The organism is Microcoleus sp. S36a_B3, assembly GCF_036700745.1.
Classification (GTDB): Bacteria; Cyanobacteriota; Cyanobacteriia; order Cyanobacteriales; family Microcoleaceae; genus Microcoleus.
Window position 1 is genome coordinate 19472 of sequence record NZ_JAUBPN010000016.1, and the last position, 23988, is coordinate 43459.

A 23988-nucleotide genomic window follows, 5' to 3' on the forward strand; every position below is an offset into this window, starting at 1 on the left:
ATTGCACGAGCTGGACTTATTACCAAACCTCACAATTCTGAAGAAATCTTCAGAATTGAAAAATTAAGGTAAAATTTTTTTGAGTACCTATAGACACATTTCGTGAAAAATGATATGAATGATGGGTGATACCCTCCAAGGGTATCACCCGAGAGAGCAAATCAGGGAAACAGCATTTTTAATCAAAAACAGAATTTTTCTAACTTGACCGTCCTAAAAACGATACAGGCTGCGGCAGGGCTGTCGCGGCATCCCAAATTTTAGAAGCAAGTTCAAGCTCCAGTGATTCATCTGTGGAGTTTATCCAAAATCTCAAAATTCAAAACTCAAATTGACTGACAGTTATGGAGGAAATCCGAAACCGTGCAAACACTCGCCAGTTCAGCAACAAAGTCGGAGGCTGGGAAGGTCTGCCGACGGGAAAATTTCGATCGCCCACCAGCAACCCCAGAGGCAGACGTATTGGAGAGTAAAGAGCGATTTCGGCGGTTGGTGGAGCGCTCCGCCGACTCCGTAGCAATGGTAGATTGTGAAATGCGCTACCTGTCGGTTTCTAGTCGCTGGGAAACAGATGGCGCGATCGGCTGCGGTGAGGCGATCGGCCGCTCTCATTGGGAACTGTTCCCGAATCTCCCGGAATATTGGCAACAAAATGCTCGAGCTTGTTTGACTGGAGTTTTGGAATACAGCGAGTTTGTCACAGGACGATCGCCCGTATGTGAAGCAGAACAAATCGAAGGCTGTGGCAGCGGACGGGTAAAATGGGTATTTTTGCCCTGGAAAAATTGCTCTGGTGCGATCGGCGGTTTGCTCCTGTTTGCCGAAAAGATAGCTGAGGAACTCGCCCCAAAAAATGGCTACCATAAATTAACCTCAAATGTCAAAACCCCGCAGTTAGAAATCAAACGAAAACTAACTCCAATTGCCCTCGAAAATGCTGCGGATACAGTTTTTTTCACAAGTGCCGAAGGTCAAATTTGCTACGCGAACAAAGCCGCTTGTAATCTGTTTGGTTACTCGGAATCGGAACTGCTAAACCTGACAGTTAGCGACATCGATTCGCAGTTTTCAGTATCGGATTGGCCGGAACTCTGGGAGAAACTCAAACAGCAAAGCAACTTCACTTTTAAAGCCACTTACAAAACCCGAAATGGTGCCTGTTTTCCCGTCGAAGTTAAAGTCAATTATTTAGAATACGGCGGTTGTGAATACTGCTGCGCGATCGCCAGAGACATTTCGGCTCGTATCGCAGCCGAATCAGCGCTTTTAGAAGCAAAAGAGCAACTTCAAGCTGTCTTGGATGCCGTACCCGGATTAGTTTCTTGGGTAAGTTCCGATTTGCGTTACTTGGGAGTAAATCGACATTTAGCTACTGCTTACCAAATGCCGGCTGAAATATTTTCTGGTCAGAAAGTTGGTTTTTTAGATACAAGCCCTAAATTTAACGATTTAGTATACGATTTTTTTGCCAGTCCCCAAAAGAAGACATCTCAAGAAGTAATAACAAACATCAGAGGAGAAGATAAAACTTATTTAATAGTCGCTCAAAAATATCATAAAAATACGGCGGCGGTATTTGTGGGATTGGACATTACAGAAAGCAAACAATCTCTATTCGCTTTGCAAGAGTCGGAAGAACGCCTGCGACAGCAAGCGGCGAAATTAGAGCAAACTTTGTTAGTTTTGCAGCGAACTCAAACTCAACTGATCCAAACTGAAAAGATGTCTAGTCTGGGGCAGTTGGTAGCAGGAATAGCGCACGAAATAAACAATCCAGTGAGTTTTATTTCCGGGAATGTCAGCCACGCCACGGGCTATATTCAAGAACTCTTGAAGTCGATTGAGCTTTACCAAAAGCATTATCCCGATCCGGTGGCAGAAATTCAAGATTGGATGGAAGACTTAGACTTAGATTTCATCAAAAAAGACTTGCCAAAACTGCTAAATTCAATGAAAGTAGGTTCCCAAAGGATTCGGGATGTTGTGCGATCGCTCCGGTTGTTCTCGCGTACTGACGCAGCCCAAATGAAGCCTGTAGATATCCACGAAGGTTTGGACAGCACTGTACTAATTTTGCAAAATCGTCTGCAAGCTAAAGGCGGACGACCGGGAATTTCTCTAGTTAAGGAATACGCAGATTTGCCGCGAATCCGCTGCTATCCGGGACAGTTAAATCAAGTGTTCATGCACTTGTTGACAAATGCGATCGACGCTTTGGAAGAAGGAGGAAGAAATCCGCAAAGGTGTGGTACAATTCAAAGTCAGTCTTTGTTGTCTGCGGGCGGTTCGGAAACTGAAATATTCAATCCCGAAATTCGGATTCGGACGTTTTTGGTAAGTTCAAGCGAAGTTGCGATCGCAATTAGCGACAACGGCCCAGGGATGACGGAAGAAGTTCTCGACTGCATCTTTGATCCTTTATTTACCACTAAATGTCCAGAGACGAGCACAGGTTTGGGTCTGGCAATATCGCAGCATTTAGTAGTAGAAAAGCATGGCGGCCAGTTGCAGTGTGTTTCTCGTCCGGGACAGGGAACTGAGTTAATCGTTAAAATTGCGATCGGTAACGATTAATTTGCCTAACCCAAAGCTGGACTTATTGTACCGGTTATAAATAGTGCGTCAAAGATTTCTGGGCGTAACTCATATTTAACCATTTGGAGAATCTGGGTTTGGCATTTAATAGTGCTGTTCCCCGATTTTTGGCAATAGACTAGCAATTGCATAAATCAGAAAATACCCTAAAATCATCTGCGTCAATCAGTGTTGCATCTGCCTTTAATCTGCGGTTTCTGGATTGAGAGAAGACTTCTGCAACTCAAGTCTATTGCACCGCTGACTAACTCCATAAAACATCTTTTTCTTCCAAGCCGGAGATGCTCCATAAGCGCCCCGTGTGACGGTATAGTCCATGCTAAAATCTAAAATCGGTTGATTTATAAGGGAAAAATAATATGGTAATTGAGTGGCTGAAATTTAAAGTACCTCCCGAAAAGTGGGAGCAGTTTATCCTGCGAGATGAAGAAGTTTGGACAGCAGGACTAAAAAATTTCCCCGGTTTTTTGGGTAAGGAAATTTGGGTGGATGCGGTGGAAAATGAGGTGGTGATGTTGATCCGCTGGGAAACTAGGGAGAAGTGGAAGTCGGTGTCACAAAGCACAATCGAGGAGTTGGATGCCCAAATGGGCGATTTGCAAATTGCGATCGCCGAAAGTCGCGAATATCAAGTTCCCCACTTCTTGGCTTAGTTCCGAAGTTCGGCGGGGAACAATGTAGGGGTGGCAGCGGATGTAACGGATGGAAAATGGAATAATTTCCTATTCTCAATTCTCCAAGATGGTGGTTATTTTAAGCAAATTTTGCATAGAGAGCTAAAATAAAATTCACGCTTAAAAAGCCGACTGCGAGTACGAGAATGATAAAGATTGCGATACTGAAAATAGACTTTAGCCGATCGCCAATTTCTGGTTTTTCTGAGTTCATCGGTCAATTTTTGCTGTAAATTGGTTCCGGGAAATTGAGCAAGAATATATTATACCAATGCAGGAACAAAAATGCAACTTCAGAACGGCTCAAAACTCCGATCGCCCTCATGAGGTGGCATTTTTCATCTAAAATCTAAAAATCGACTGGCTTTTGTAGCGATGGTCGATCACCCAAACCAGATCGCACCCGCCTCCTGTAAAATAGAGGGCGCGCTGGGTTTTACCGTTTAACAGCCCCAATGGCGGGCGATCGCGCCTAGGTATCCCAAATACATAATAATATACCAGTTATCCTTAACCTACTCAATAAGGTAAAAATAGAAGAGTGTCACGAAATAATCTAAAACATATAACTGAAAAAAGGATATAAATCAATGCTTCACCCAGTCTCGCAACCTTACCAACAACGAGAAAATACTATGACCCAAAGAGCCGTGCGGAAGCCAAACCCCTCTGCTAGAAACCACTTAAGGCCAAGTTTTCCTCAAAGACACTGGCTGGAACTAGCAGAATACGCCTCTCTGGCGGCCTCTGGAGTCGGTTCCCTGGCGGTAGCACTGTCGGGTCAAGCTTTTTACGGAGTAGCGCCCCTCACTTTGGCTTTGTCGCTGAATGTTGCTAACCGATATCGATTCGAGCAACAAGTGCGGGTTCACCAAAATTCCGAACTAGCCAGCGTCCAAAACTCGGTAAATAAAGTCGAAAAAACGGCGGTGACGGTAATTGTAAAATTGCGGAAGCAGTTGTCAGGAGATATTGCAACGCTGCGCCAGCAAATGGCTGCATTACCTAGAACAGAAGGCTTTGACGAGTCTCTAGACATTGAGATGCAGTTGCTGAGTTTGGGAGAATCGGTAGCTTCTTTGCAAGAAATCGTAGCATCTGCCGTGCTCAATGTCCGCGAGCAAGTAAGCCAACAACTGCAAGATTTATCCGTTGGCCAACCTGCAAATCTCGAAGCCGTGGAAGACGCGATAGAGAAACTGCAAACCGCAACAAAATGCTTGACAGAAACTGCTATCACCCAAGACGAATGGGAAGCAGTAAATAGTCGATTCTTGGAAATCCAGAAAGTTATGGCAAATCTGCAAAGCCAACTGCAATCTACCCCGCACCAATCGACTCCCGATTTGTCTGCAGTCCAAGCTCAAATCTACCGTTTGGAACACGAGCAACAAGAAGTTGTGAAACCTCACCTCAAGCGTTTAATCTCGGTAGTAAAGCAGTTGCAGCATACGCAAGAAAGTTAGTTGGCAGTTGACTGTTGACAGTTAGCAGTTGTTAGGAAAGCAGTTGTTAGGAAAGCAGTTGTTAGTTGTTAGTTGAGAGGAAAGCAGTTGTTAGTTGTCGGGAGTCGGGAGAATATAAGGAAGATTTTCCTAATTCTCCCCCTCTCCCCCTCTCCCCCTCTCCCACTCTCCCACTCTCCTCTTCTCCCCATCTCCCGGCTGGAGTCCAAATTTTTCGACAATTGTGTTACAAAATTAAAAGCGAATCTGTCTAGTTCACCTGTTTTCAGCCTCTTACAATAAAATTAAATGACTGCAACCGTAAATATTCCTGATAACCCATTACTAATTGGCCAAGGATTGCCGACCTTTGACGCGATCGCCCCAGAGCACGTAATCCCAGCCATTACCGAACTGCTGACCGAGCTAGAAGGCTCGCTAGCTGCCTTAGAAGCCTCTGTAGAACCGACTTGGAGCGGTTTAGTAGAACCCTTACAACAGCTTGGAGAGCGCTTAAATTGGAGCTGGAGCATTGTCGGACATTTGATGGGGGTGAAAAATAGCCCGGAATTGCGATCGGCCCACGAAACAGTGCAGCCGGAAGTAGTAAAATTTTGGAGCAAAGTCAGTCAAAGCAAACCGCTTTACGAAGCTTTTAAAGCGCTGCGGGCCAACAAAAATTGGGACAACTTAGAGTCAGCTCAACAGCGAATTGTCGAAGCCGCTCTCCGAGATGCACAACTCTCCGGCGTGGGTTTAGAAGGCGAACAAAAAGAGCGTTTTAATGCCATTCAATTAGAATTGGCCGAAATTACTACTCAATTTTCCAATCACGTCCTCGACGCTACCAAAGCTTTCAGCATCACCCTCACAAACAAAGAGGAAATTGACGGTTTACCGCCGAGTTTGTTGAGTTTAGCAGCCCAAGCCGCTCGCAGTGCCGGTGCAGAAAATGCCGATGCCGAAAACGGCCCTTGGCGGATTACTTTAGACTTCCCCAGTTACGGCCCTTTCATGCAGCACAGCACTCGCCGCGAGTTGCGCGAAAAGTTGTACAAAGCTTTTATCAGCAGAGCCAGCAGTGGAGAGTTGAATAACTGGCCTTTGACCGATCGCATTTTAGCACTGCGCCAGGAAAAAGCAGCCTTGCTCGGCTTTAACAGTTATGCCGAATTGAGTCTGGCGACCAAAATGGCTCCCGACGTTGCAGCAGTCGAAGCTTTGTTAGAAGAATTGCGTCAAGCTAGTTACAGTGCTGCTGTCAAAGATTTAGAAGAGTTAAAAGCGTTTGCGGCGGCCAAAGGTGCGCCGGAATCCGGGGATTTGAAGCACTGGGATATGGGTTTTTGGTCGGAACGGCAGCGGGAAGAAAAGTTTGCTTTTAGTGCAGAAGAATTGCGCCCTTATTTTGCTCTGCCACAGGTATTGGATGGCTTATTTGGATTAGTAAAGCGGCTGTTTGGCGTGACAGTAACGGCGGCGGACGGTCAAGCTCCTGTGTGGCACAAAGATGTGCGCTATTTCCAAATAGATGATGAAGCCGGAAATACGATCGCCAATTTCTATTTAGACCCCTACAGTCGCCCAGAAGAAAAGCGCGGCGGTGCTTGGATGAACGATTGCGTGGTGCGCGCTAAATTTGTGGAAGCGGGAAAAACCATCACGCGGTTGCCGGTGGCTTATTTGGTGTGCAACCAAAGTCCTCCGGTGGACGGAAAACCGAGTTTAATGACTTTTCTGGAAGTCGAAACTTTGTTTCACGAATTCGGTCACGGTTTGCAGCATATGCTGACAACGGTGGACTATGCGGGGGCTTCTGGAATCAATAATGTTGAGTGGGATGCGGTGGAATTGCCCAGTCAATTTATGGAAAATTGGTGTTACGATCGGGCTACTTTGTTTGGGATGGCAAAGCATTACCAAACCGGGGAAACTTTACCGGAACACTATTACCAAAAACTGCTAGCAGCGCGCCACTACATGAGCGGTAGCGTCATGCTTAGACAAGTACATTTTAGCAGTATCGATATCGAATTGCACCACCGCTACCAGTCGGGCGGTAGCGAAACTGTGGCGGATGTCCGCAATCGCATCGCTAAAACTACGACTGTTTTACCTCCTCTGAAAGAAGACGCATTTTTGTGCGCTTTCGGACACATTTTTGCGGGCGGTTATGCGGCGGGCTATTACAGTTATAAATGGGCGGAAGTTCTCAGCGCTGATGCTTTTGCGGCGTTTGAGGAGGCTGGTTTGGAAGATGAAGATGCGATCGCCTCTACGGGTAAACGCTTCCGCGAGACTGTGTTGGGATTGGGCGGCAGTTTGCACCCGATGGAAGTGTTTAAAACTTTCCGGGGGCGCGAACCTAGCACTAAGGCTTTGTTAAGACACAGCGGTTTAGTTGCGGCTTAATCGACTGTGGAATATCAATCCTGGTTGTACCGTCAGGTGATTGTTGACTGTTGACTGTTGACTGTTGACTCGCGGTCGAAAAACTGAATGGTTGAGTGTTAACTGCTGACTCGATTTTATTATTTCGATGCAGCCGGAAACGATATAAAAACCGGGATTAATACGGGTGAATGTATCTGGATTAATCCCGGTTTTTTCCTGAATTCAAAGGTTTGTAGTCAGGACTTCATCAGCTAACCGGCATTTAATTTGCACGCTCCGAAAGCTCCAACCCTACACCCGACACCCCACACTCCTTTCGACAATTTCAATATGCAATTTAGAGGCGCAGCTATCCCTCTTGAGAAATCGCCAGCCGACTTTAGCTTAGGTTGAAGGCTCATCAAAGCAGCATCAGTGTTAATACTTTCAGTATAAACTGCCCTTTCCAAATATTTGCTGTAATCTATCAGTGATTATACTTAATTTCCATCAACTAGAAGTTAACTTTATATTTTGCAATATTTACGGGCTGTTTTTTCGATACAGCTAAGGCTTTTATTGGCAACTAAAAAACCTGGATTTTACCAAATCTTTAATATAAGCGGTTAACAGCGCTAGTTTTTTAAAGTTTTGATAAAGACGGTGGGACGGCGACTCAAAAAACAGAAAGAAAGCAGGTAAAAATTCAAAAATTGTATTGTCAAAAAACTTTGATATATATGATAATAAGTAAAGATTGATGGTTACTCGTTCACCCAAAATTTAAGATTTTCATGGATATTCAATTAATTAATATCGGTTTTGGTAATATTGTGTCGGCTAACCGAGTGATTGCCATTGTCAGTCCCGAATCGGCACCAATTAAGCGTATAATTACTGATGCGCGGGAGCGCGGACAATTGGTTGATGCTACCTATGGCCGTCGCACGAGGGCGGTAATTATTACAGATTCGAGTCATGTCATCCTCTCGGCGATTCAGCCGGAAACGGTGGCTAATCGTTTTGCGATCGGTAAAGACAGTCAAGTTCGGGATGATTGATGTTTATCAGTTGCAATTTGAGCACTTACAGTATACAGTAACCGAAAGCTTAAATTGTTACGAGTTTCTATTCTAAAAATGAAATCCGGTAAATTAATTGTTCTGACTGGGCCTAGCGGTGTGGGGAAAGGCACCTTAGTCCGATCGCTCCTCAATCGCCATCCCGAATTATGTCTTTCGGTATCCGTCACAACTCGTACACCGCGCGAGGGAGAAATTGAGGGAAAACACTACTATTTTGTCAGCCGCAGCCGTTTTGAACAAATGGTTGAGGCTGACGAGTTAGCAGAATGGGCCGAGTTTGCCGGCAATCTTTACGGTACTCCCTATTTTGCTCTAACACAGGGCATTGGTGAGGGAAAATGGGTAATCTTAGAAATTGAACTCGAAGGAGCAAGGCAAATTAGAAATAAGTTTCCAGAGGCTTTGCGACTTTTTATTTTACCTCCTTCTTGGGAAGAATTGGAACGGCGGCTGCGGAGTCGGGGTCAAGATTCTGAAAGTGCGATCGCCCGGAGATTGCTGCGGGCCAAGGAGGAAATTGAAGCGGCGGGAGAATTCGATTTTCAGGTTGTTAATGACGATTTAGAATTTGCTTTAAAAGGACTAGAATCCGTATTGTTTGTCAGCGATAGGAAATGATTTGATATAGCGGTTATCAAGCGTGGTGAGGTATGCCCGGTTTTGCCGGTTGGGCCTATGCCGCATAGTACCTCATCGAGTTTATGAAAAAGGCTATATTACCAATTACCAATTACCAATTACCAATTACCAATTACCAATTACCCATTTTTCTGTACGCGCTAAAACTTCGGTACTTTTTTTGACAGCAACACAAATTTTTAAATTAATTTCCAGAATATTAAAGGAAGAGGAAAAGTTTCGCAGAGGTTCTATTTCGCGAGCAGAACAGCCCAACATTTCCATATAAGCTAGTGTCCAGCCAATAGCTGCAATATCGCTTATATAGCCTTCTCCGTCGCACAGGTGACAACCCGATTCAACCTCTGGATAGCACTCAGGACAAACCCAATTGCTGACTTGTGAATTAATCTGAATTGTGCGAGATGTTGAGGCAATTGTTAAGGCTTTAATGTGGTTTTGAACTACTTGTTTAAAGCCTCGGTTTTGGTGGCTGAGGCGGTCGGAATTGTTGGGCTGTCCGATCGCGCTTCCTGACTGTGGTGGCGAAGCCAGAGGTGATGTGCGGTTCTCAATTTTGAATGGAGATTCGCCCAGATTCGCCGTTAGCTGAATACCGCAGTCTTTGAACTCAAGGGGCTGAGAGTCTTTGATGGCGCGGGAAGAATCGGATTCTGCGCGATCCTCTTCGAGGGCTTCGCCAACGGCAAAATCTTGCATCGAGAGATGATGTTCGATCGCCAAAGACCAAGTTCTTTTATGGCGGAGATCGCCATATTTTCTCGCTTCGGCATCGGTAATGCCGATCGCCGCAGCCTCTTGCCGCAGCACATTCATCGAAGTCATGACATCTGATATCATTAATTTATTTACAACTAATATACGATCGCCAAATCAACCCGCACAAATTACCTTAAATATAGTAGCCTAAATCTAAAATCTAGAATCTAAAATCTCAAATTGTTAGATGAATTCAATTTTTCCTGAGACAACGTTGTCGGTGGGCGGACTAACATCATACCTGCAAGAGTTGCTGGAGGGCGATCGCCACCTGCGATCGGTTTGGCTGATCGGCGAGGTGTCCAACGTTTCGCAGCACGCCAGCGGCTGCTTTTTCACTCTCTGCGACAGTGACAAAAGCGCTGCGATTCGCTGCGTGGCGTGGAATTCTCAGCGGCAAAAATTATTGAAGTTACCCGTAAAAGGTGAGCAATTGCTGGTTTTTGGAAGCATCCGGGTTTACAAAAATCGTGGCGAGTATCAGTTGACAGTTGTGCAATCGCTACCGGCTGGGGAAGGATTGGATGCTTTGCGGTTGCAGCAATTGCGATCGCGCTTGGAAGCTGAGGGCTTCTTCGATCCCGCCAGAAAGCGCCCGATTCCGGCACACCCGCAAATTGTGGCGGTGGTGACATCGGATAGCGCTGCTGCGTGGGGGGACATTCAGCGCACTCTAGCGCAGAGATATCCGGGTTTGCGGGTGTTGCTGTCGCCGACTTTGGTGCAGGGAGATTTGGCTCCGGCTGCGATTGCTAGGGCGATCGCGCGTGTAGAATTGGACGGTAGGGCCGAGGCGATCATTTTAGCGCGGGGCGGCGGTTCTGCTGAGGATTTGGCTTGTTTTAATGATGAAAGAGTTGTCAGGGCGATCGCCAATTGTGCAATTCCAATTATTACAGGAATCGGACACGAAAGAGACGAATCTCTCGCCGATTTAGTAGCAGATAAACGAGCCCACACTCCGACAGCCGCAGCGGCCCAAGCCGTACCAATTTTAGCAGATATTTACTCGGAACACCAGCAAAGAATGCTGAATTTAGCAAGTGTTGTAAAAGCCAGATTTCAGACAGAATCACAACATTTGCAACAGTTACAAAACCGACTAAAACGGTTGCCTGCGACATCGCGAACTTTGCGGCAAGCAACTGGTAAACTGGAAATATTGCAAGAAAAGTTAGCAGCCCTAAATCCGGCGGCGGTTTTGGAAAGGGGTTATGCGGCGGTAATGCAAACTGACGGTAGGATTGTCCGCGAAACTGGCGGTTTAGAATTGGGAGACGAATTGACCGTGAGGTTGAGTCGGGGCGTGCTGAAAGTTAAGATTGTAGAAGTGTTGGATGCAGAATAAATGCTATGGTTAAGTCGAAGTTGCGCCAGTCTGACTGGAATTATGAGGAAACGGTCGATCGCATAGAAGCGATTATCGATCGGGTGGAATCTGGAGAATTGCCACTAGAGGAGGTTTTCGAGCAGTTTGCGGTGGCTGTCGAGTGTTTGCAGGAGTGCGAAGGTTTTCTAGCGCGGGGGAAGGATCGGATGGAATTGGCGATCGAGCTTTTAGCCAAAGAACCAGACTTTTAAGCGCAGGCGAACGCCGATAAATGTGGATGAAATATGTTGATTCGTTATTGGATAAGTAATATCAAATCCGGTTGCATCGGAATGATTCAGATATATATTCTCGGACTCTGTGTACTCTGTGTTCTAGCGCCGATTAAATCATTCCGATGCCAGCGGAAACGATATAATTACTATAAAATTTTGTAGTTTTACAACACCCTGTTTGCGATACTGAGATAGCGGTTCTCACAAAAGTGAGGTGTGCCCTATGCCCGGTTTGGCCTACGCCCTATCCCGGATAGTACCTCATATGAGATCACAGAAAGGCTATACCTAAGTTCGGAAAACTTGTTAGCACAGGATCTTACGGTTACTGAACGGAGTCGAAGGACATTCAAGTTTGATAAAAATTCTTGTGGGGTAGACCAGAAAGCCTGCCCCAAAAATACAATCTAGATGCCCGACAGCTTACAATTTGTCGATCGCTCTTTTAGCTTTATCTGCGATATTTTTTACAGCATCTTTAGCATCTTCTGCTGCGTGGCGGGCGGCGGATTCCGCTTGTTTTGCTTGGCCTTCAGCTTGGTCTTTTTTGTTCCCGGTGATGTTTCCGAAAATTTCCTGAGCTTTGCCTTCTACGTTTTTGCCGATCGCCTTTGCCCTGTCTTCTACACTCATAATCAGCTCCGCTGGGTAGTTAAACGTTATTGCTATCCTAACATTAGCTCAACTGAAGTCCATCGCTAACTTCACATTAATTTATATTGGGTTTGATGGCGAGCGGTTTTTAGTAGGGTGCGTCATAATGACTTAATTATTTCGATTGACTGGCTATATAAACTGACGCACCCTACAGAACGATAGCGAGGTCTTATAAGGTGCGTTATAATGACTTGATTATTCCCATCTGCTCCGGTTTAAACTGACGCAGCCTACAGTTATTACTTCAAACTCGCCGCAGCAACCTTAATCGGTTCCAGCAAGTCTAACGGTATGTGCAGCATATTCAATTGTGTAGTTTCAACACCTTTTCTTTCATTTCTTTCGGGTTCTGGGCCGTGATAATCGCTGCCACCAGTTACCAGCAAACCGTATTCAAGACACAAATCTTTTAATTTTTTCATTTGGCTGGAACTGTGGCTGGGATGGTATACTTCGACTCCCATTAAACCCGCATCTACTAATTCTTTCAACACTTCTTCAACAGCGCCGCCGCGAAATAAATAAGGGTGCGCCCACACCGGTACTGCGCCGCAACTCTTGAGTAAATCTATGCCTTGGGCGATCGAGAATTTCTCGTAATGCACGTAGGCGGGGCCGTCGTCTCGCAGCCAGCGATCGAAGGCTTCCCGCGATGATTTGGCGTGACCAGCTTTTACCAGCGCAGAGGCAATGTGAGGCCTTCCCGGTGCCATTCCTGGGGATGTTGTTGGTAGTTCGATCGCATATCCCAGTGCTGCTAATTTTTCTACCATTTCTTGCGATCGCCTCAATCTTCCTTTTATGCGATCGTTCAAAGGAACGCGCAACTTATTTGCATCGGGATAAAAACCTAGAATGTGCAGCGATCGACCGTTGTGCACTGTACTGAGTTCGAGTCCGGGGACTATTTCGATACCGTGCAAAGCAGCGGCGGCGAAGGCTTCATCCCAACCCGACATCGTATCGTGATCGGTGACGGCCAAGGCGCGAACCCCCGAAGAAGCGGCGGCTGCTACGAGTTCGGCTGGGGTGAGAGTACCGTCGGAATAAGTTGTGTGACAGTGGAGTTCTAGCATTTTTTTAGGGTATGTTAAAGTCGGCAAAACCTGCAATTATTCTCATCATTCATCGAACATATATCCTCACTTCAAACAATACAATAAATTATTTTAATTTAAATTTAGCTGGTTGTAATAAATTCCAGCCTCTTTAAGATAGTATCCAGTCGATCGCCATCACAAAAACGGTTTGTAGTGCGGACTCGCATTCCGCTTTCATGCTGCAGAATCGCATTCCGCACTGCGTGCGAACTAATATTAGGTTAATCGCTCGAACATCATCTAACTGGGATATTTCTGTTGATTAAAACTCTACTTTCTGGTAAGTGGGTAAGCCCCCCATAAAATTTAAATTTGCAGGCTCAACAGCTTAACTATTTCTGGATTTCTCGCATTGAGTGAAAGACACCATCTGGCAATTTGGAAGGAATCGGCGATATTTCAAGACTTTCTATGTTGTGAATAGGGATAACTACAAGTTTATCTGCTAATTCGATAATTATTGGATCGGCAGTCAAGAATTTGTGCAGGCGAGTGCCTAAATTTGCTTGCTCTCCTACCCTTTCTGCTGACGAAATAAACTCGAACTCTTGCTGTTTGCCGTTGGTATAGTTGAGTGTCAGAGTGATAATTCTGTCTTGGTTGGTTGCTTCCATAATTTTTTCCCCTAGCGGTCGATCGGGCTTCTCGTCAAATTAACAATAAATCAAAAGTTGCGATCGCACCACCGTCCTTAGCTTTTGAGAACGCCGCGCTGTGGTTGCGAAAGTCCGGTAACAGCTAATTTTACCACAAAAACTGTACGGAAACTCCCCAACCTACCAAGTATACAGTTACCAATCGTGCTGTCTGCGCTTCGGGTCGGGCGATCGCCTTTGCCAGAAATCTTCGGGCGATTCCCCACCGGATAGCTTCGCAGCGCGTGCTTTGTGCTGTGCTAGTTAGCAAATTGGCTCAAATCAGCCTCTGCAGCCACTTCACCCAAAGCGCCCTAAAGTTATACACCATCAACACTTGAGCGTTTTGGCGATCGAGATTTTTTGAGGTACAAACTGTGGAGGTTCCGATAGTGGCATTGTGCGATCCCTACCGTTAAGGATTTTTTTATAAATTAATAACATAACATTCAGGTACAGCGTATGAAATCCACACTTTGCTATCCCGAAACCTCTGTTGAATCTCCGGCAGTTACTTTTGATAATAGTGCTATAGAATCTTGTATCGTAGCGGCTTGGATTGACTTAGTAGGAGGAGATTTTGAGAGTCTGGGAGGAGATGATTGGCTTAATTTGTGCGGCGACATTGACGACGGCGAAATTTACCGGGAATGGTTTTTGTGGCAAGATAGCGAAGTCACTCAAGAGTGGGAAGCTTACGATCCAATTACTAATTATCGAGTTGTGGCATCTAGCCGAGAAATGCTGATTTCTCAAATCGACAAAATCGAAGATACCAGAAAAATTTAGCCTTTCGCGAGAATGTTACATCTTGATGTTAGAAATTAAGAATTCTGTCAAACTCGGTTTCTTCTCAACATTTTGGATCGAACGCGATACATCGCAAAACCGGGTTTTTCAGACGCAAAACATAGGTTTAGTTTCATTAGAATGGCTCCACCCACTAATTTAAAACTTGCGCGTCAATACCGAAGAAACCGGATTTATCACCGAGAGTTAAAGCCACAATCGAATATTTTGTTACTCGTTACCAGGTTCTGCCTAGTAACGAGCAAAGCACAATTGAATATTTTTGTAAAAAACCGGGTTTCTGCGTAATTCCCGCAATTTATGTCGCTACAGATTTTTGTTTTTCTCGTTCTAATTTGCGCTGCTTCAAAGCTGCAAGATTTTGTTTGATCGTGTCGATCGCGGGGATATTCCCCTGCTGTTGGTATAATTCGCTGGCACGGATCAAATCTGCCACCGCTTCGCCGTCCGATCGCAAATTCGCAAAAATCAAACCGCGATTGTGGTAAACTTCTGCCGTTGCTACCTGTTGTATGGCGCTAGTAAATTCATCTTCAGCTTTGCGATAATTTCCTAATTGATATGCCTCAATTCCTGCTTGAAAATAAACCGCAGCTTTGCTACCTGCGTCAGTATCTGGAAATTCTGGCGAGTTTAAAATTGGTTCTTTAAACAGTACAGAAATGCTGCCCTTACCGAAGTAAGCCCAAGTCATTGTTCCTATGCCAATCCCCAGCGCAGCGACAACAATGACAGACAGAGCAATAAAATTTGTGAGTTCCATAGAGAAATATTTGTTGTATTACAATATGATAAGATAATTTCTAAGTTCTGGAACAATGGCATCACAGATTTACCTCAACGGTCAATGTTTTTTTGGTTCGCTAGCTTTAGTATTGTCGATCGGCATAATGACTCAAACTGCCACTTCTGACGCAGCAACCAAAGCCCAAACTCAAGCGGGATGGCAATTGTTGCAGCGGGGGGATACAGGGTTGGTGGTGGTAATGCGACACGCGATCGCCCCAGGCACCGGAGATCCTGCTAACTTTAAGTTAGGCGACTGTTCCAGCCAGCGCAATTTATCAGGACAAGGAAGAACCCAAGCCCAGCAAATTGGAGCCGAATTTCGCAAGCGCAACATCAAAATTGTTAGAGTTGTATCGAGTCAGTGGTGCCGGTGTTTGGAAACCGCAAAACTGATAAATTTAAGCAAAGTCGAACCCTTTCCAGCACTGAACTCGTTCTTTAGCGACAGCAGCCAAGAAGCCAGACAAACAGCAACAATTCGCAAATTAATTGTTGATAATCGCAACACAAAAGGTGCTATTATTATGGTAACGCATCAAGTCAATATTACAGCAATCGCAGATATTGTACCCCAAAGTGGCGAAGCTGTGATTCTCAAAGGCAATGCACGAGGCAAAATTCAAATAATGGGACGAATTGGAGGATTTTAGATTTTTTTTGTTGCAATTTTTCCTTGTTAATTACAGTTATCCATCTAATTTACATGACTTTCCAATACAGCGCCGCCCTAGTAACTTTAGCAGACCTTGACAACGAAGTTCTGGTCAAATTCTACACCAAATTTCTCGACATAGAACCAAATCCTTACACTCCCAATACTTATGCCGAATTTCAACTTCCCGGCTTACGACTCGGCATATTCAAACCCAAAGATTTCCACAAATCCGAATTTGCAAATCGAGCAAAAACAGGCATGAGTTTGTGTTTGGAAGTCAGCGATATCGAAACTGCGATCGCCCGAATTTGGGCATTAGGATATCCGCCTGCCGGAGAAATTATCAAAGCCTCACACGGTTTAGAAATCTATGCTTTCGATCCCGCCGGCAACCGCATAATTTTGCATCAACCGCATTAGAATATAGGATAATCGCGAATAATTAGTGAACTCTCGATCATCTCTCCTCTTCCTTTGCATCCTAGCGCTGACGCGCGGCGAAAGCCTAAAGCGTCTTGGCGGTTAGTTCAAAAAAAATATCAACTATCTAATCATTTCAGCAAAGCTATAAAAACTAATAATTAATAATAGCAAAGCAGTCAAATGAGTTAATTGAAATTGAGGTTGCGGGCCCATATATTCCCGCACCAAAATTGAGAAAGACGAACCAATTATATAACTCAAAGAAAGCGTTAAATACTGCCACTGCAACGTTACACTCCACAGCCCCAACAAAATCATCGCCAAAGTCAACATCACCAACTCAACAAACCGAGGCGGATTGTGCTGAGTAGAGAGAATCACAGTGTTCAACCAATATTCCCAAGGTCTCATGTGTTAGCTAGCGATCGAGCTTTTAGATTTAGCCTTCTAGCTTAACCTACGATCGCCACTCAATCTGTCCCTGCAAACAGCCCAAAGCCTCCGCCGTCTCCACCTGCGGAAACTGCGCGTAAAAGCGACTGACACTGTAAAAAGGGTGAGGAGTCTCCAGAATAATCGACTTATCGCCTATTTGCGCCAAAAATCTCATCAAATCATGGGGGGCCACGGGCGAACAAATCCACAAAGCAGCCGGTTGCTGCGACTGCAGAGCCTGCGCCGCCACAGCCACCGTCATCCCCGTAGCAATGCCATCGTCCACCAAAATCGCCAAAGCCCCCGCCGCGCTGACATTTGGTCGTCCCGAAGCCAAATCTGCCAGCAGAGATTGAGCGCTATTTTCAGCTTGCTGGAGTGCTGATTTTTGCCAGCGTAAACTTGGCTGTTTTTGATTTTGCCAGAGAAGATGGCCGTCAGCAGTTGCAGCGCCGATCGCCAATTCTAAATTATCTGGGCGAGTAATTTTCTTCGCAACAACCACATCCAAAGGACAGCCCAAGCGACGTGCAATCGGCACAGCAACGGGCAAACCCCCGCGCGGCAAGGCATAAACAATCGGTTTCACAGCATTTTGTGCCGTTAAATTCAACTTGCCGAGCTCGTTTTCAACAGCAGCAGCCAGTTTTTCGCCTGCATCGGCGCGATCGTCAAAAAACGGGTTAGACAACATATTTCTGCCTGTACGAACTCAACAAAAAATGTGAAATTTACGAGTCAGAAACTCGGTTTATTCGCAGATACTTCGTGGCTAAACCAATATTTTTCCAAAAAACCGGGTTTCTGTGTCGCTAGTCCTGTGAGATTTGCGAGTGTTAAATTGAAATTGTGCCCGATCGCATCGCATAAAAGCATCTAGCCAATCTCAAATCACAAAACCCGATCTAAACTATAAACTCTAGACTCAACAAAATCTCTGTAATTGTAAAATATATGTCCAGCGACTTGCAACTCAGTCTTTTTGACAGCAATCAAAGTGCCGCCTTCCAAAACGACTCAATCCCAGTAAATGCCAAAATTCCCATTCCTCCGGGTACTTATCAGAATATGGAACAAATCGGCGAGCACTGCAACCGCTGTCACCGCTGCGAATTGGGCAACACCCGCACTCACGCCGTCATCGGGCGCGGCAATCCTCAAGCCTCAATTTTGATTGTGGGAGAAGCGCCCGGACAAAACGAAGATGAAACCGGATTGCCCTTCGTCGGGCGATCGGGCAAACTACTAGATAAGATTTTAGAATCCGTAGAATTGAGTGCAGAAACCGACGTATTCATAGCCAACGTCATCAAATGTCGCCCACCCAAAAACCGCCCTCCCACAGCCAAAGAAATCGAAGCTTGCAAACCATACTTGCTCGAACAAATTCGCATTTTAGATCCCAAAATCATTTTATTAACCGGTGCAACAGCCCTCAAAGGATTGTTAAGCGACAAGCGGCCAATTAGTAAAATCAGAGGTCAATGGATTCAATGGGAAGGACGGCTGTGTATGCCGATTTTCCACCCCTCATACTTGTTACGAAATCCTTCCCGCGAACCGGAAAGTCCGAAATGGTTTATGTGGCAAGATATGCAGGCTATAAAGGCTAAATTGGATGAATTAAAATAGCAATAGCAATAAATTTTTGTTGTTGATTGATAAGGGCGGGTTTCACCAACAATCTCTGATATTTACCCACAATCTCAAAAACCCGCCCCCTTTGCTTGAAACTCAAGTTATGGCTTTGCAGGACAATCTCGCAACCACAAACGAATCGCCTCAGCAATTGCGCTTGTCTCCCCCTCTGGCGCTAACAACGGGCTAACATCCGCCGCTGTACCAAACCGAGAAACAATTTTTACTAATTCCCAACCCTTCGGGGTTTTAGCTAAAAACAGCCAGTGATATTGCTGAATTTCGACTCGCTTTCCCCCCAGATACTGCGTTTCTAAAGTAGTAATAAAAGCTTGATTGGTATTTTCAGGAAGCGCATCTTCAAAATTTAAAGGTAGCGGTTGAAACTCCGGGCGACCTGCTACAATTATTTGACGGGACACGTAACCGGGCGGTGTAGAAGTGTTAGGAGAAAAGTACGATCGTACAATTACGCGATTAGCATAACTCGGCAAATCTTGCAACAGGCGATCGACCAAAGTTTCTAAATCAGCGGGACAGGGCGATCGCGCTAACAAACCATACCGACTGGCATTTATACTGTTAGCATGATTTGTCACAAAATTAACTGCCAAATTCGGGGTTGCAACCGCAGATATCAGCAGATAAACACAGATGAACGCAGATAAAATTCTATTGGCGTTCATCGGCGTTCATCGGCGGTAAAAAACAACATTCATATTGTTATTCAATCTCTTCACAAATACGCGCAAAAGCCGCCACCGGATCGTCCGAAGCAGTAATTGGCCGCCCAATCACCAGATAATCCGCACCAGCTTTCAAAGCCGCCTTCGGAGTCATCGATCGCTTTTGATCGCCTCCATCAGCCCATTTCGGACGCACACCGGGACAAACTAACAGAAAATCATCCCCGCAACTCATTCTTAACTGTTCCACTTCTTGCGGAGAACAAACAGCACCAGCTAAACCCGTTTCCTTAGCCAACAATGCCATGTGCAAAGCAAATTCCGGCAACTCCAAAGGTATTTTCAACTCAAAAGCCAACTGTCTGGAATTCAAACTTGTTAACAGCGTAATTGCAATCAACTTAGGACTCGGTTTATCCACAGTCGCCGCCCCTTCAGTCAAAGCCAACTGTGCCGCTTTCAAAGCATCTTTACCGCAAGTAGAATGGATAGTCAATAAATCCACATTATACTTAGCAGCAGCCCGACAAGCACCAGCCACAGTATTCGGGATATCGTGAAACTTCAAATCGAGAAAAATCCGCTTTTCCCGCTGTTTTAAAATTTCCAAAATCCCAGGCCCGGAGCTCACAAATAGCTCTAAACCGACTTTCCAGAAAGATACATCGGGGAGTTTGTCCAGAAGGGCGATCGCCTCTTCTTGACTCGAAACATCCAAAGCAACAATAATTCGATTATCAGCGTTCATCAGCGTTCATCTTCAGTATTCATCTGCGGTCAAAAAAGAGATTCAAGACACCAATCGCACAAACTTATTCTTCCCAACTTGCAAAACTTTACCGCATAATTCTGCAGGTGATTCAAAGGTAAAGTTAACATCCGAAACTTTGTCGCCCTCCAACTTCACCCCGCCGCCCTGCATCAACTTCCGCGCCTCACCGCTGCTCTTGCAAAGCCCGCTAGCACTAAGGATATAAAACAACTTAGCCGGAAACTGCACGTTTGCCAAGGAAAACTCGGCCACAGCATCAGCTTGTCCCGCAGCACCTTTAACCAGCGCGATCGCATCTTGTTGGGCCCGATCGCCCGCTGCTTTCCCCCAATACTGACTTACCACATCCACAGCTAAAAGTTTCTGTTTTTCGCGCGGATTTTCGGGCAACTCATCAAGCGGCAAATTTGTCAAGAGTTCAAAATACTGGGCGATCGAACTATCCGCAATTTTCTCCAACTTAGAATACATCGTCAGCGGGTCTTCCGACAAACCCACATAATTATGCAAAGACTTCGACATCTTCTGCACCCCGTCAGTCCCCAGCAAAATCGGCATCAGCAAACCAAACTGCGGTTTCATCCCAAAATGCCGCTGCAAATCTCTCCCCACAGCAATATTAAACTTTTGGTCAGTTCCCCCCAACTCAAGATCCGCTTCCAAAGCCACGGAATCGTAACCCTGCATTAGCGGGTACAGAAACTCGTGCAGGTAAATCGCATTTTCCTGCTGTATCCTGTTGTCAAATCCCTCTTTAGCGAGCATCTGCTGCACTGTCATCGTCCCCAGCAGTTCCAAAATCTTCGCCAAGTCCAATTTGGACAACCACTCGGAGTTATAGCGAATTTCCAAGCGTCCGGGCGTGTCAAAATCGAGAATCGGACGCACTTGGTCTAAATAAGTCTTGGCATTTTCCGCCACTTGTTCCTCTGTCAACTGCGATCGAACTTCAGATTTCCCTGTCGGATCGCCAATTCTTGCGGTAAAATCTCCGATGAGCAGTACCGCTGTATGTCCTGCGTCCTGAAAAGCTCTCAGCTTGCGGACGCAAATGCTGTGTCCCAGGTGAATTTCGCTCCCTGTGGGGTCAATTCCGAGTTTGACTCGCAACGGGCGATCGACTTTTGCCAGCAATTGGGCCAGATTTTCGTCAGGGTTGCTAGAATCAGGTCGATCGGGAAAAATCTCGCTGATGCCGCGGTAAAGCGCTGAAAGGTTAGGAGTTATCATAGGGGAGCGATCGGAAACCATAATATTGTGCCGGTCTTAGCGGAATCAGTTAAACTCACTGATTCACGCATACAAACACACTTATCAAGCTACCATAATCCCAAAGCGACCCAGCTTTTCTTGGCTAACCCCGCCCAAAAACACCTACCAAGCCCCCGACAACAGTAGCGGCGAACCCCAAATTTTAGACAAAGAGTTCAAACCCCCAAATTCATCTGCAGCAAGTAAATCTAAAATCTAAAATCTAAAATCTAAAATCGACTGACAGCCTCCAGAGTTCGCATCTAAAATTACAAATCTTAAGCCCAAAATCGAGTGAGGAAGTGAAATCCACGTGTCAACTAACGCAGTCCGCAAACATACGGAAAACTCAGCCCCTGTATTCGAGTTTGTTCAGTCAGTCAGCAAAGTGACCGCCGGAACCATACTCAGCATCACAATGCTAGCCAGTTCCGTAGTCGCTGGCGGACTGGTTGGCCTAGCGATCAGTTTCCGTAATTTGCCAGATGTTCGCATCTTGCAAACCTACTCTCCTACAGAAACTACCCACATTTACGACATCAACGGTAAGCCCCTAGCCAGCATCCACGACGAAGCTAACCGGGATGTCGTACCCCTCGACCAAATCTCTCCGAACTTGAAACGAGCTGTAATGGCGATCGAAGATAGCAACTTCTTCACCCACAAAGGCATCAACCCCGGCGGCATAGCCCGAGCTCTCATAGTCAACCTAGAGAAAGGTAGAACCGTTGAAGGCGGCTCGACTATGACAATGCAGCTAGTCAAAAACTTGTTTCTCTCTCCCCAGTCAAAATTTAGTCGCAAGATAGCTGAAGCGGTAATGTCCATCCGCTTGGAGCAAATTCTCAACAAAGACCAAATTCTGCAACTATACCTGAATCAAATCTACTTAGGTCACAACTTATACGGCGTAGAGACAGCCTCTCGAAGCTATTTCAACAAGTCAGCCAATAATTTGACCCTTGCAGAAGCAGCCATGCTCGCCGGCTTAATTTCCGCCCCAGAAGAATACAGTCCTTTTGTCAATTACAAGTTGTCAAAAGAACGGCAGGAAACGGTTTTAAACCGGATGAAAGATCTCAAATGGATTACGGCGGCGGAAGCCGATACCGCCCGATCGCAAAAAATTAAGCTCGGCAAAATTACCTCCTTTGGCGGCTCTAAAGTTCCTTACGTCACGCAAGCCGTAGTCCAGGAACTGACCAGGCGTTTCGGGCGAGATGCAGTCGTCAAGGGAGGAATGCGCGTTCAAACCACGATCGACCTCAAAATGCAGCGCATAGCCGAAGAAACCGTCAAAGCGTGGCACGATAGACTTTCTTACCAAGGACTTTTTTACAGCCGCGAGGAAGGTCAAATTGCCCTAGCCGCCGTCGATCCCCGCACCCACTTCGTCAAAGCAATGGTTGGCGGCGTCGATTACGAAAAGAGTCAGTTCAACCGCGCCATTCAAGCACGCCGCCAGCCCGGATCTTCTTTTAAACCTTTTGTCTACTACGCTGCCTTTGCTAGCGGCAAATACACCCCCGATTCAATTGTCTACGACTCCCCTGTCGGCTACCGCGACGGCGACGGCTACTACTACCCTCAAAACTACGGCGGCGGCTTCTCCGGTGCCGTCAGCATCCGCAGAGCTTTGGAATCATCGCTCAACGTTCCCGCCGTCAAGCTCGGCCAAGAAGTAGGATTGAATAAAGTCATTGAGATTTGCCGGACACTCGGCATCAGAAGTCCGATGGAACCGGTGATTTCTTTGCCGCTAGGTGCCGTTGACTTGACTCCCTTAGAAATGGCCGGAGCTTTTGCTACCTTCGCCAACAACGGCTGGCATTCTGACACCACGTTTATCGTCCAAGTCACTGACAGCAGCGGCAACGTCTTGCTCGACAATACACCCAAACCAAAACCAGTTCTCAACGCCTGGGCCGCAGCATCTGTCAACAGCGCTCTGCAAGGGGTGATTAACAACGGAACCGCAAGGGCCGCCCAACTCGGGCGTCCGGCTGCTGGGAAAACTGGTACAACTTCCTCAGAACGGGATATCTGGTTTGTGGGTTACGTGCCGCAGTTGTCGGTTGCAGTCTGGATGGGCAACGACAATTACGCACCGATGAGCTACGGTGCTACGGGCGGTGGGATTGTTGCCCCTGTTTGGCGAGATTTTATGAGCCAAGCTTTGCAAGGCGTTCCCGCAGAAAGTTTTAAACCTGCGTCAGCTTTTGAGCGGCCTTAATTATTAGTTGGCAGTTGGTAGTTGGTAGTTGGCAGTTGGTAGTTGGCAGTTGACCGTTGGCAGTTGACCGTTGGCAGTTGACCGTTGGCAGTTGACCGTTGAACATGAGTCAAAAACTAGGTCTATAAGCATTCTCCCTTCTTCCTTCTTCCTTCTTACATCTTCCATCTTCCATCTTCCGACGGACTTACATCCGTTACATCCGTTACATCCGTTACATCCGTTACATCCCGTACATTGCTCGTTACCGAACTTCCATCTTTCTATGATTGTTTTTCCAGCTCAGATTTCATCCGCTCCAGCGTTGAGTTCATTTGCTCAAACATCTGCTGGGGCGTGATGCCAAATTGATTGAGCTGTGTTTTTAACTGCTCTACAGTCATCTGAGCCATGAAGTCCTCAGACAGCTCGAAGCGCTTCATAAAAATCCGGTAGCGCTCCATCATGGATTCCATCTGCGCGATAAACATTTTCTTGCCTTCGCGATCGAATTTGCCGTAATTCCCGCCTAGTTGGATGAGAGATTGATAGTCTTCAAACAACAGCTTGGCTTCTTGCTGAACAATTTCTGAATCAAAAAATCCCATAGCTTTCCTAATTTTTAATATGAACTAATTTTGATGTAGACGAAAAATCCCGCTGCTTTTTATACTATTTTATCAGTTGCCGGAGGAAGTCCCTACCCCTCAAGGCACAAGAATCAGTAGAAATTTCCGTACAGCAGACGGG

Annotated in this window: 27 protein-coding genes; 13 read left to right on the forward strand and 14 right to left on the reverse strand. The window is 46.0% G+C overall.

Annotated elements, in window-relative coordinates; translation table 11 throughout:
- Positions 1–363: 363 nt before the first annotated feature.
- Complete coding sequence (locus tag QUA01_RS17845; RefSeq protein WP_333091373.1) at positions 364–2574, forward strand: PAS domain-containing sensor histidine kinase; 2211 nt, start codon at positions 364–366, stop codon at positions 2572–2574.
- A 204-nt stretch (positions 2575–2778) separates the two neighbouring features.
- On the opposite strand, the gene QUA01_RS17850 is transcribed toward QUA01_RS17845, so the two are convergent.
- On the reverse strand, positions 2779–2913 hold the full coding sequence (locus tag QUA01_RS17850; RefSeq protein ID WP_333091374.1) for a hypothetical protein: 135 nt from the start codon (positions 2911–2913) through the stop codon (positions 2779–2781).
- A 41-nt stretch (positions 2914–2954) separates the two neighbouring features.
- On the opposite strand from QUA01_RS17850, the gene QUA01_RS17855 reads away from it, so the two are divergent.
- Positions 2955–3248: a TIGR03792 family protein gene (locus tag QUA01_RS17855; protein WP_333091375.1), complete on the forward strand. Its 294-nt coding sequence runs from the start codon at positions 2955–2957 to the stop codon at positions 3246–3248.
- Positions 3249–3348: 100 nt separating this feature from the next.
- On the opposite strand, the gene QUA01_RS17860 is transcribed toward QUA01_RS17855, so the two are convergent.
- A complete protein-coding gene (locus QUA01_RS17860; protein WP_255512998.1) occupies positions 3349–3483 on the reverse strand; it encodes a hypothetical protein in 135 nt (44 codons plus the stop codon).
- A gap of 421 nt (positions 3484–3904) precedes the next feature.
- Here QUA01_RS17860 and QUA01_RS17865 point away from each other — a divergent pair, with 421 nt between their 5' ends.
- The 4 genes from QUA01_RS17865 to gmk all read left to right on the forward strand — a co-directional run bounded on the left by QUA01_RS17865 (position 3905) and on the right by gmk (position 8790).
- Positions 3905–4735, forward strand: coding sequence for a hypothetical protein (locus QUA01_RS17865; protein WP_333133132.1), 831 nt, complete (start codon positions 3905–3907; stop codon positions 4733–4735).
- 288 nt (positions 4736–5023) lie between these two features.
- On the forward strand, positions 5024–7126 hold the full coding sequence (locus tag QUA01_RS17870; RefSeq protein WP_333091380.1) for a M3 family metallopeptidase: 2103 nt from the start codon (positions 5024–5026) through the stop codon (positions 7124–7126).
- Positions 7127–7881: 755 nt separating this feature from the next.
- Positions 7882–8148 (forward strand): extracellular matrix/biofilm regulator RemA, encoded by a 267-nt coding sequence (remA, locus tag QUA01_RS17875; RefSeq protein WP_194011293.1) that lies wholly within the window; start codon positions 7882–7884, stop codon positions 8146–8148.
- 78 nt (positions 8149–8226) lie between these two features.
- Complete coding sequence (gene gmk, locus QUA01_RS17880; protein ID WP_194011294.1) at positions 8227–8790, forward strand: guanylate kinase; 564 nt, start codon at positions 8227–8229, stop codon at positions 8788–8790.
- Positions 8791–8916: 126 nt separating this feature from the next.
- On the opposite strand, the gene QUA01_RS17885 is transcribed toward gmk, so the two are convergent.
- Entirely contained in the window at positions 8917–9651 is a 735-nt protein-coding gene (locus QUA01_RS17885; protein WP_333091382.1) for a hypothetical protein, read from the reverse strand.
- Positions 9652–9757: 106 nt separating this feature from the next.
- Between QUA01_RS17885 and xseA the strand changes: the two genes are divergently transcribed.
- Both xseA and xseB read left to right on the forward strand, forming a co-directional pair.
- Complete coding sequence (xseA, locus tag QUA01_RS17890; RefSeq protein WP_333091383.1) at positions 9758–10918, forward strand: exodeoxyribonuclease VII large subunit; 1161 nt, start codon at positions 9758–9760, stop codon at positions 10916–10918.
- Positions 10919–10923: 5 nt separating this feature from the next.
- On the forward strand, positions 10924–11151 hold the full coding sequence (gene xseB / locus QUA01_RS17895; RefSeq protein WP_106149016.1) for an exodeoxyribonuclease VII small subunit: 228 nt from the start codon (positions 10924–10926) through the stop codon (positions 11149–11151).
- A gap of 447 nt (positions 11152–11598) precedes the next feature.
- On the opposite strand, the gene QUA01_RS17900 is transcribed toward xseB, so the two are convergent.
- The 4 genes from QUA01_RS17900 to QUA01_RS17915 form a co-directional block, all read right to left on the reverse strand.
- A complete protein-coding gene (locus QUA01_RS17900; RefSeq protein WP_106149015.1) occupies positions 11599–11808 on the reverse strand; it encodes a CsbD family protein in 210 nt (69 codons plus the stop codon).
- A 263-nt stretch (positions 11809–12071) separates the two neighbouring features.
- A complete protein-coding gene (locus QUA01_RS17905) occupies positions 12072–12908 on the reverse strand; it encodes a PHP domain-containing protein (RefSeq protein ID WP_333091384.1) in 837 nt (278 codons plus the stop codon).
- Positions 12909–13264: 356 nt separating this feature from the next.
- A complete protein-coding gene (locus tag QUA01_RS17910) occupies positions 13265–13546 on the reverse strand; it encodes a hypothetical protein (RefSeq protein WP_194011298.1) in 282 nt (93 codons plus the stop codon).
- A gap of 130 nt (positions 13547–13676) precedes the next feature.
- Positions 13677–13838 carry a hypothetical protein gene (locus tag QUA01_RS17915; protein ID WP_194068761.1) on the reverse strand — a complete coding sequence of 54 codons (162 nt, stop codon included), beginning with the start codon at positions 13836–13838 and terminating at the stop codon, positions 13677–13679.
- Positions 13839–14029: 191 nt separating this feature from the next.
- Here QUA01_RS17915 and QUA01_RS17920 point away from each other — a divergent pair, with 191 nt between their 5' ends.
- Entirely contained in the window at positions 14030–14356 is a 327-nt protein-coding gene (locus QUA01_RS17920) for a hypothetical protein (RefSeq protein WP_333091387.1), read from the forward strand.
- 319 nt (positions 14357–14675) lie between these two features.
- Here QUA01_RS17920 and QUA01_RS17925 read toward each other — a convergent pair whose 3' ends face one another.
- Positions 14676–15140, reverse strand: coding sequence for a hypothetical protein (locus tag QUA01_RS17925; RefSeq protein ID WP_333091389.1), 465 nt, complete (start codon positions 15138–15140; stop codon positions 14676–14678).
- A 55-nt stretch (positions 15141–15195) separates the two neighbouring features.
- Here QUA01_RS17925 and QUA01_RS17930 point away from each other — a divergent pair, with 55 nt between their 5' ends.
- Both QUA01_RS17930 and QUA01_RS17935 read left to right on the forward strand, forming a co-directional pair.
- Positions 15196–15816 (forward strand): histidine phosphatase family protein, encoded by a 621-nt coding sequence (locus QUA01_RS17930; RefSeq protein ID WP_333091391.1) that lies wholly within the window; start codon positions 15196–15198, stop codon positions 15814–15816.
- Positions 15817–15869: 53 nt separating this feature from the next.
- Positions 15870–16241, forward strand: a complete 372-nt coding sequence (locus QUA01_RS17935; RefSeq protein WP_333091538.1) for a VOC family protein — start codon at positions 15870–15872, stop codon at positions 16239–16241.
- Positions 16242–16364: 123 nt separating this feature from the next.
- Here the strand turns inward: QUA01_RS17935 and QUA01_RS17940 are convergent, their stop codons facing one another.
- Positions 16365–16655 (reverse strand): hypothetical protein, encoded by a 291-nt coding sequence (locus tag QUA01_RS17940; RefSeq protein WP_194011304.1) that lies wholly within the window; start codon positions 16653–16655, stop codon positions 16365–16367.
- Between the two features lie 46 nt (positions 16656–16701).
- Positions 16702–17373: a phosphoribosyltransferase gene (locus QUA01_RS17945; protein WP_333091393.1), complete on the reverse strand. Its 672-nt coding sequence runs from the start codon at positions 17371–17373 to the stop codon at positions 16702–16704.
- Between the two features lie 260 nt (positions 17374–17633).
- Between QUA01_RS17945 and QUA01_RS17950 the strand changes: the two genes are divergently transcribed.
- On the forward strand, positions 17634–18311 hold the full coding sequence (locus tag QUA01_RS17950) for a uracil-DNA glycosylase (RefSeq protein WP_333091394.1): 678 nt from the start codon (positions 17634–17636) through the stop codon (positions 18309–18311).
- Between the two features lie 107 nt (positions 18312–18418).
- Here the strand turns inward: QUA01_RS17950 and QUA01_RS17955 are convergent, their stop codons facing one another.
- The 3 genes from QUA01_RS17955 to tyrS are packed head-to-tail and all read right to left on the reverse strand — an operon-like array spanning position 18419 to position 21005.
- Positions 18419–19003: a hypothetical protein gene (locus QUA01_RS17955; protein WP_333091396.1), complete on the reverse strand. Its 585-nt coding sequence runs from the start codon at positions 19001–19003 to the stop codon at positions 18419–18421.
- 37 nt (positions 19004–19040) lie between these two features.
- Positions 19041–19751, reverse strand: coding sequence for an orotidine-5'-phosphate decarboxylase (pyrF, locus tag QUA01_RS17960; protein WP_333091397.1), 711 nt, complete (start codon positions 19749–19751; stop codon positions 19041–19043).
- 42 nt (positions 19752–19793) lie between these two features.
- Positions 19794–21005: a tyrosine--tRNA ligase gene (gene tyrS / locus QUA01_RS17965; RefSeq protein WP_333091399.1), complete on the reverse strand. Its 1212-nt coding sequence runs from the start codon at positions 21003–21005 to the stop codon at positions 19794–19796.
- Between the two features lie 334 nt (positions 21006–21339).
- Here tyrS and QUA01_RS17970 point away from each other — a divergent pair, with 334 nt between their 5' ends.
- Positions 21340–23259 carry a transglycosylase domain-containing protein gene (locus tag QUA01_RS17970; RefSeq protein ID WP_333091402.1) on the forward strand — a complete coding sequence of 640 codons (1920 nt, stop codon included), beginning with the start codon at positions 21340–21342 and terminating at the stop codon, positions 23257–23259.
- A 263-nt stretch (positions 23260–23522) separates the two neighbouring features.
- Here QUA01_RS17970 and QUA01_RS17975 read toward each other — a convergent pair whose 3' ends face one another.
- A complete protein-coding gene (locus QUA01_RS17975) occupies positions 23523–23846 on the reverse strand; it encodes a DUF1825 family protein (protein ID WP_194065282.1) in 324 nt (107 codons plus the stop codon).
- Positions 23847–23988 lie beyond the last annotated feature (142 nt).

Coding starts and splice junctions, on each gene's coding strand:
- QUA01_RS17950 (WP_333091394.1), top strand. CDS start 17,634: ATGTCCAGCGACTTGCAACTCAGTCTTTTTGACAGCAATCAAAGTGCC.
- QUA01_RS17855 (WP_333091375.1), top strand. CDS start 2,955: ATGGTAATTGAGTGGCTGAAATTTAAAGTACCTCCCGAAAAGTGGGAG.
- QUA01_RS17930 (WP_333091391.1), top strand. CDS start 15,196: ATGGCATCACAGATTTACCTCAACGGTCAATGTTTTTTTGGTTCGCTA.
- QUA01_RS17975 (WP_194065282.1), bottom strand. CDS start 23,846: ATGGGATTTTTTGATTCAGAAATTGTTCAGCAAGAAGCCAAGCTGTTG.
- QUA01_RS17945 (WP_333091393.1), bottom strand. CDS start 17,373: ATGTTGTCTAACCCGTTTTTTGACGATCGCGCCGATGCAGGCGAAAAA.
- remA (WP_194011293.1), top strand. CDS start 7,882: ATGGATATTCAATTAATTAATATCGGTTTTGGTAATATTGTGTCGGCT.
- QUA01_RS17850 (WP_333091374.1), bottom strand. CDS start 2,913: ATGGACTATACCGTCACACGGGGCGCTTATGGAGCATCTCCGGCTTGG.
- QUA01_RS17900 (WP_106149015.1), bottom strand. CDS start 11,808: ATGAGTGTAGAAGACAGGGCAAAGGCGATCGGCAAAAACGTAGAAGGC.
- QUA01_RS17925 (WP_333091389.1), bottom strand. CDS start 15,140: ATGGAACTCACAAATTTTATTGCTCTGTCTGTCATTGTTGTCGCTGCG.
- QUA01_RS17885 (WP_333091382.1), bottom strand. CDS start 9,651: ATGATATCAGATGTCATGACTTCGATGAATGTGCTGCGGCAAGAGGCT.
- QUA01_RS17905 (WP_333091384.1), bottom strand. CDS start 12,908: ATGCTAGAACTCCACTGTCACACAACTTATTCCGACGGTACTCTCACC.
- QUA01_RS17935 (WP_333091538.1), top strand. CDS start 15,870: ATGACTTTCCAATACAGCGCCGCCCTAGTAACTTTAGCAGACCTTGAC.
- QUA01_RS17865 (WP_333133132.1), top strand. CDS start 3,905: ATGACCCAAAGAGCCGTGCGGAAGCCAAACCCCTCTGCTAGAAACCAC.
- QUA01_RS17870 (WP_333091380.1), top strand. CDS start 5,024: ATGACTGCAACCGTAAATATTCCTGATAACCCATTACTAATTGGCCAA.
- xseA (WP_333091383.1), top strand. CDS start 9,758: ATGAATTCAATTTTTCCTGAGACAACGTTGTCGGTGGGCGGACTAACA.
- QUA01_RS17910 (WP_194011298.1), bottom strand. CDS start 13,546: ATGGAAGCAACCAACCAAGACAGAATTATCACTCTGACACTCAACTAT.
- xseB (WP_106149016.1), top strand. CDS start 10,924: ATGGTTAAGTCGAAGTTGCGCCAGTCTGACTGGAATTATGAGGAAACG.
- QUA01_RS17920 (WP_333091387.1), top strand. CDS start 14,030: ATGAAATCCACACTTTGCTATCCCGAAACCTCTGTTGAATCTCCGGCA.
- QUA01_RS17940 (WP_194011304.1), bottom strand. CDS start 16,655: ATGAGACCTTGGGAATATTGGTTGAACACTGTGATTCTCTCTACTCAG.
- QUA01_RS17860 (WP_255512998.1), bottom strand. CDS start 3,483: ATGAACTCAGAAAAACCAGAAATTGGCGATCGGCTAAAGTCTATTTTC.
- QUA01_RS17955 (WP_333091396.1), bottom strand. CDS start 19,003: ATGAACGCCAATAGAATTTTATCTGCGTTCATCTGTGTTTATCTGCTG.
- gmk (WP_194011294.1), top strand. CDS start 8,227: ATGAAATCCGGTAAATTAATTGTTCTGACTGGGCCTAGCGGTGTGGGG.
- tyrS (WP_333091399.1), bottom strand. CDS start 21,005: ATGATAACTCCTAACCTTTCAGCGCTTTACCGCGGCATCAGCGAGATT.
- pyrF (WP_333091397.1), bottom strand. CDS start 19,751: ATGAACGCTGATAATCGAATTATTGTTGCTTTGGATGTTTCGAGTCAA.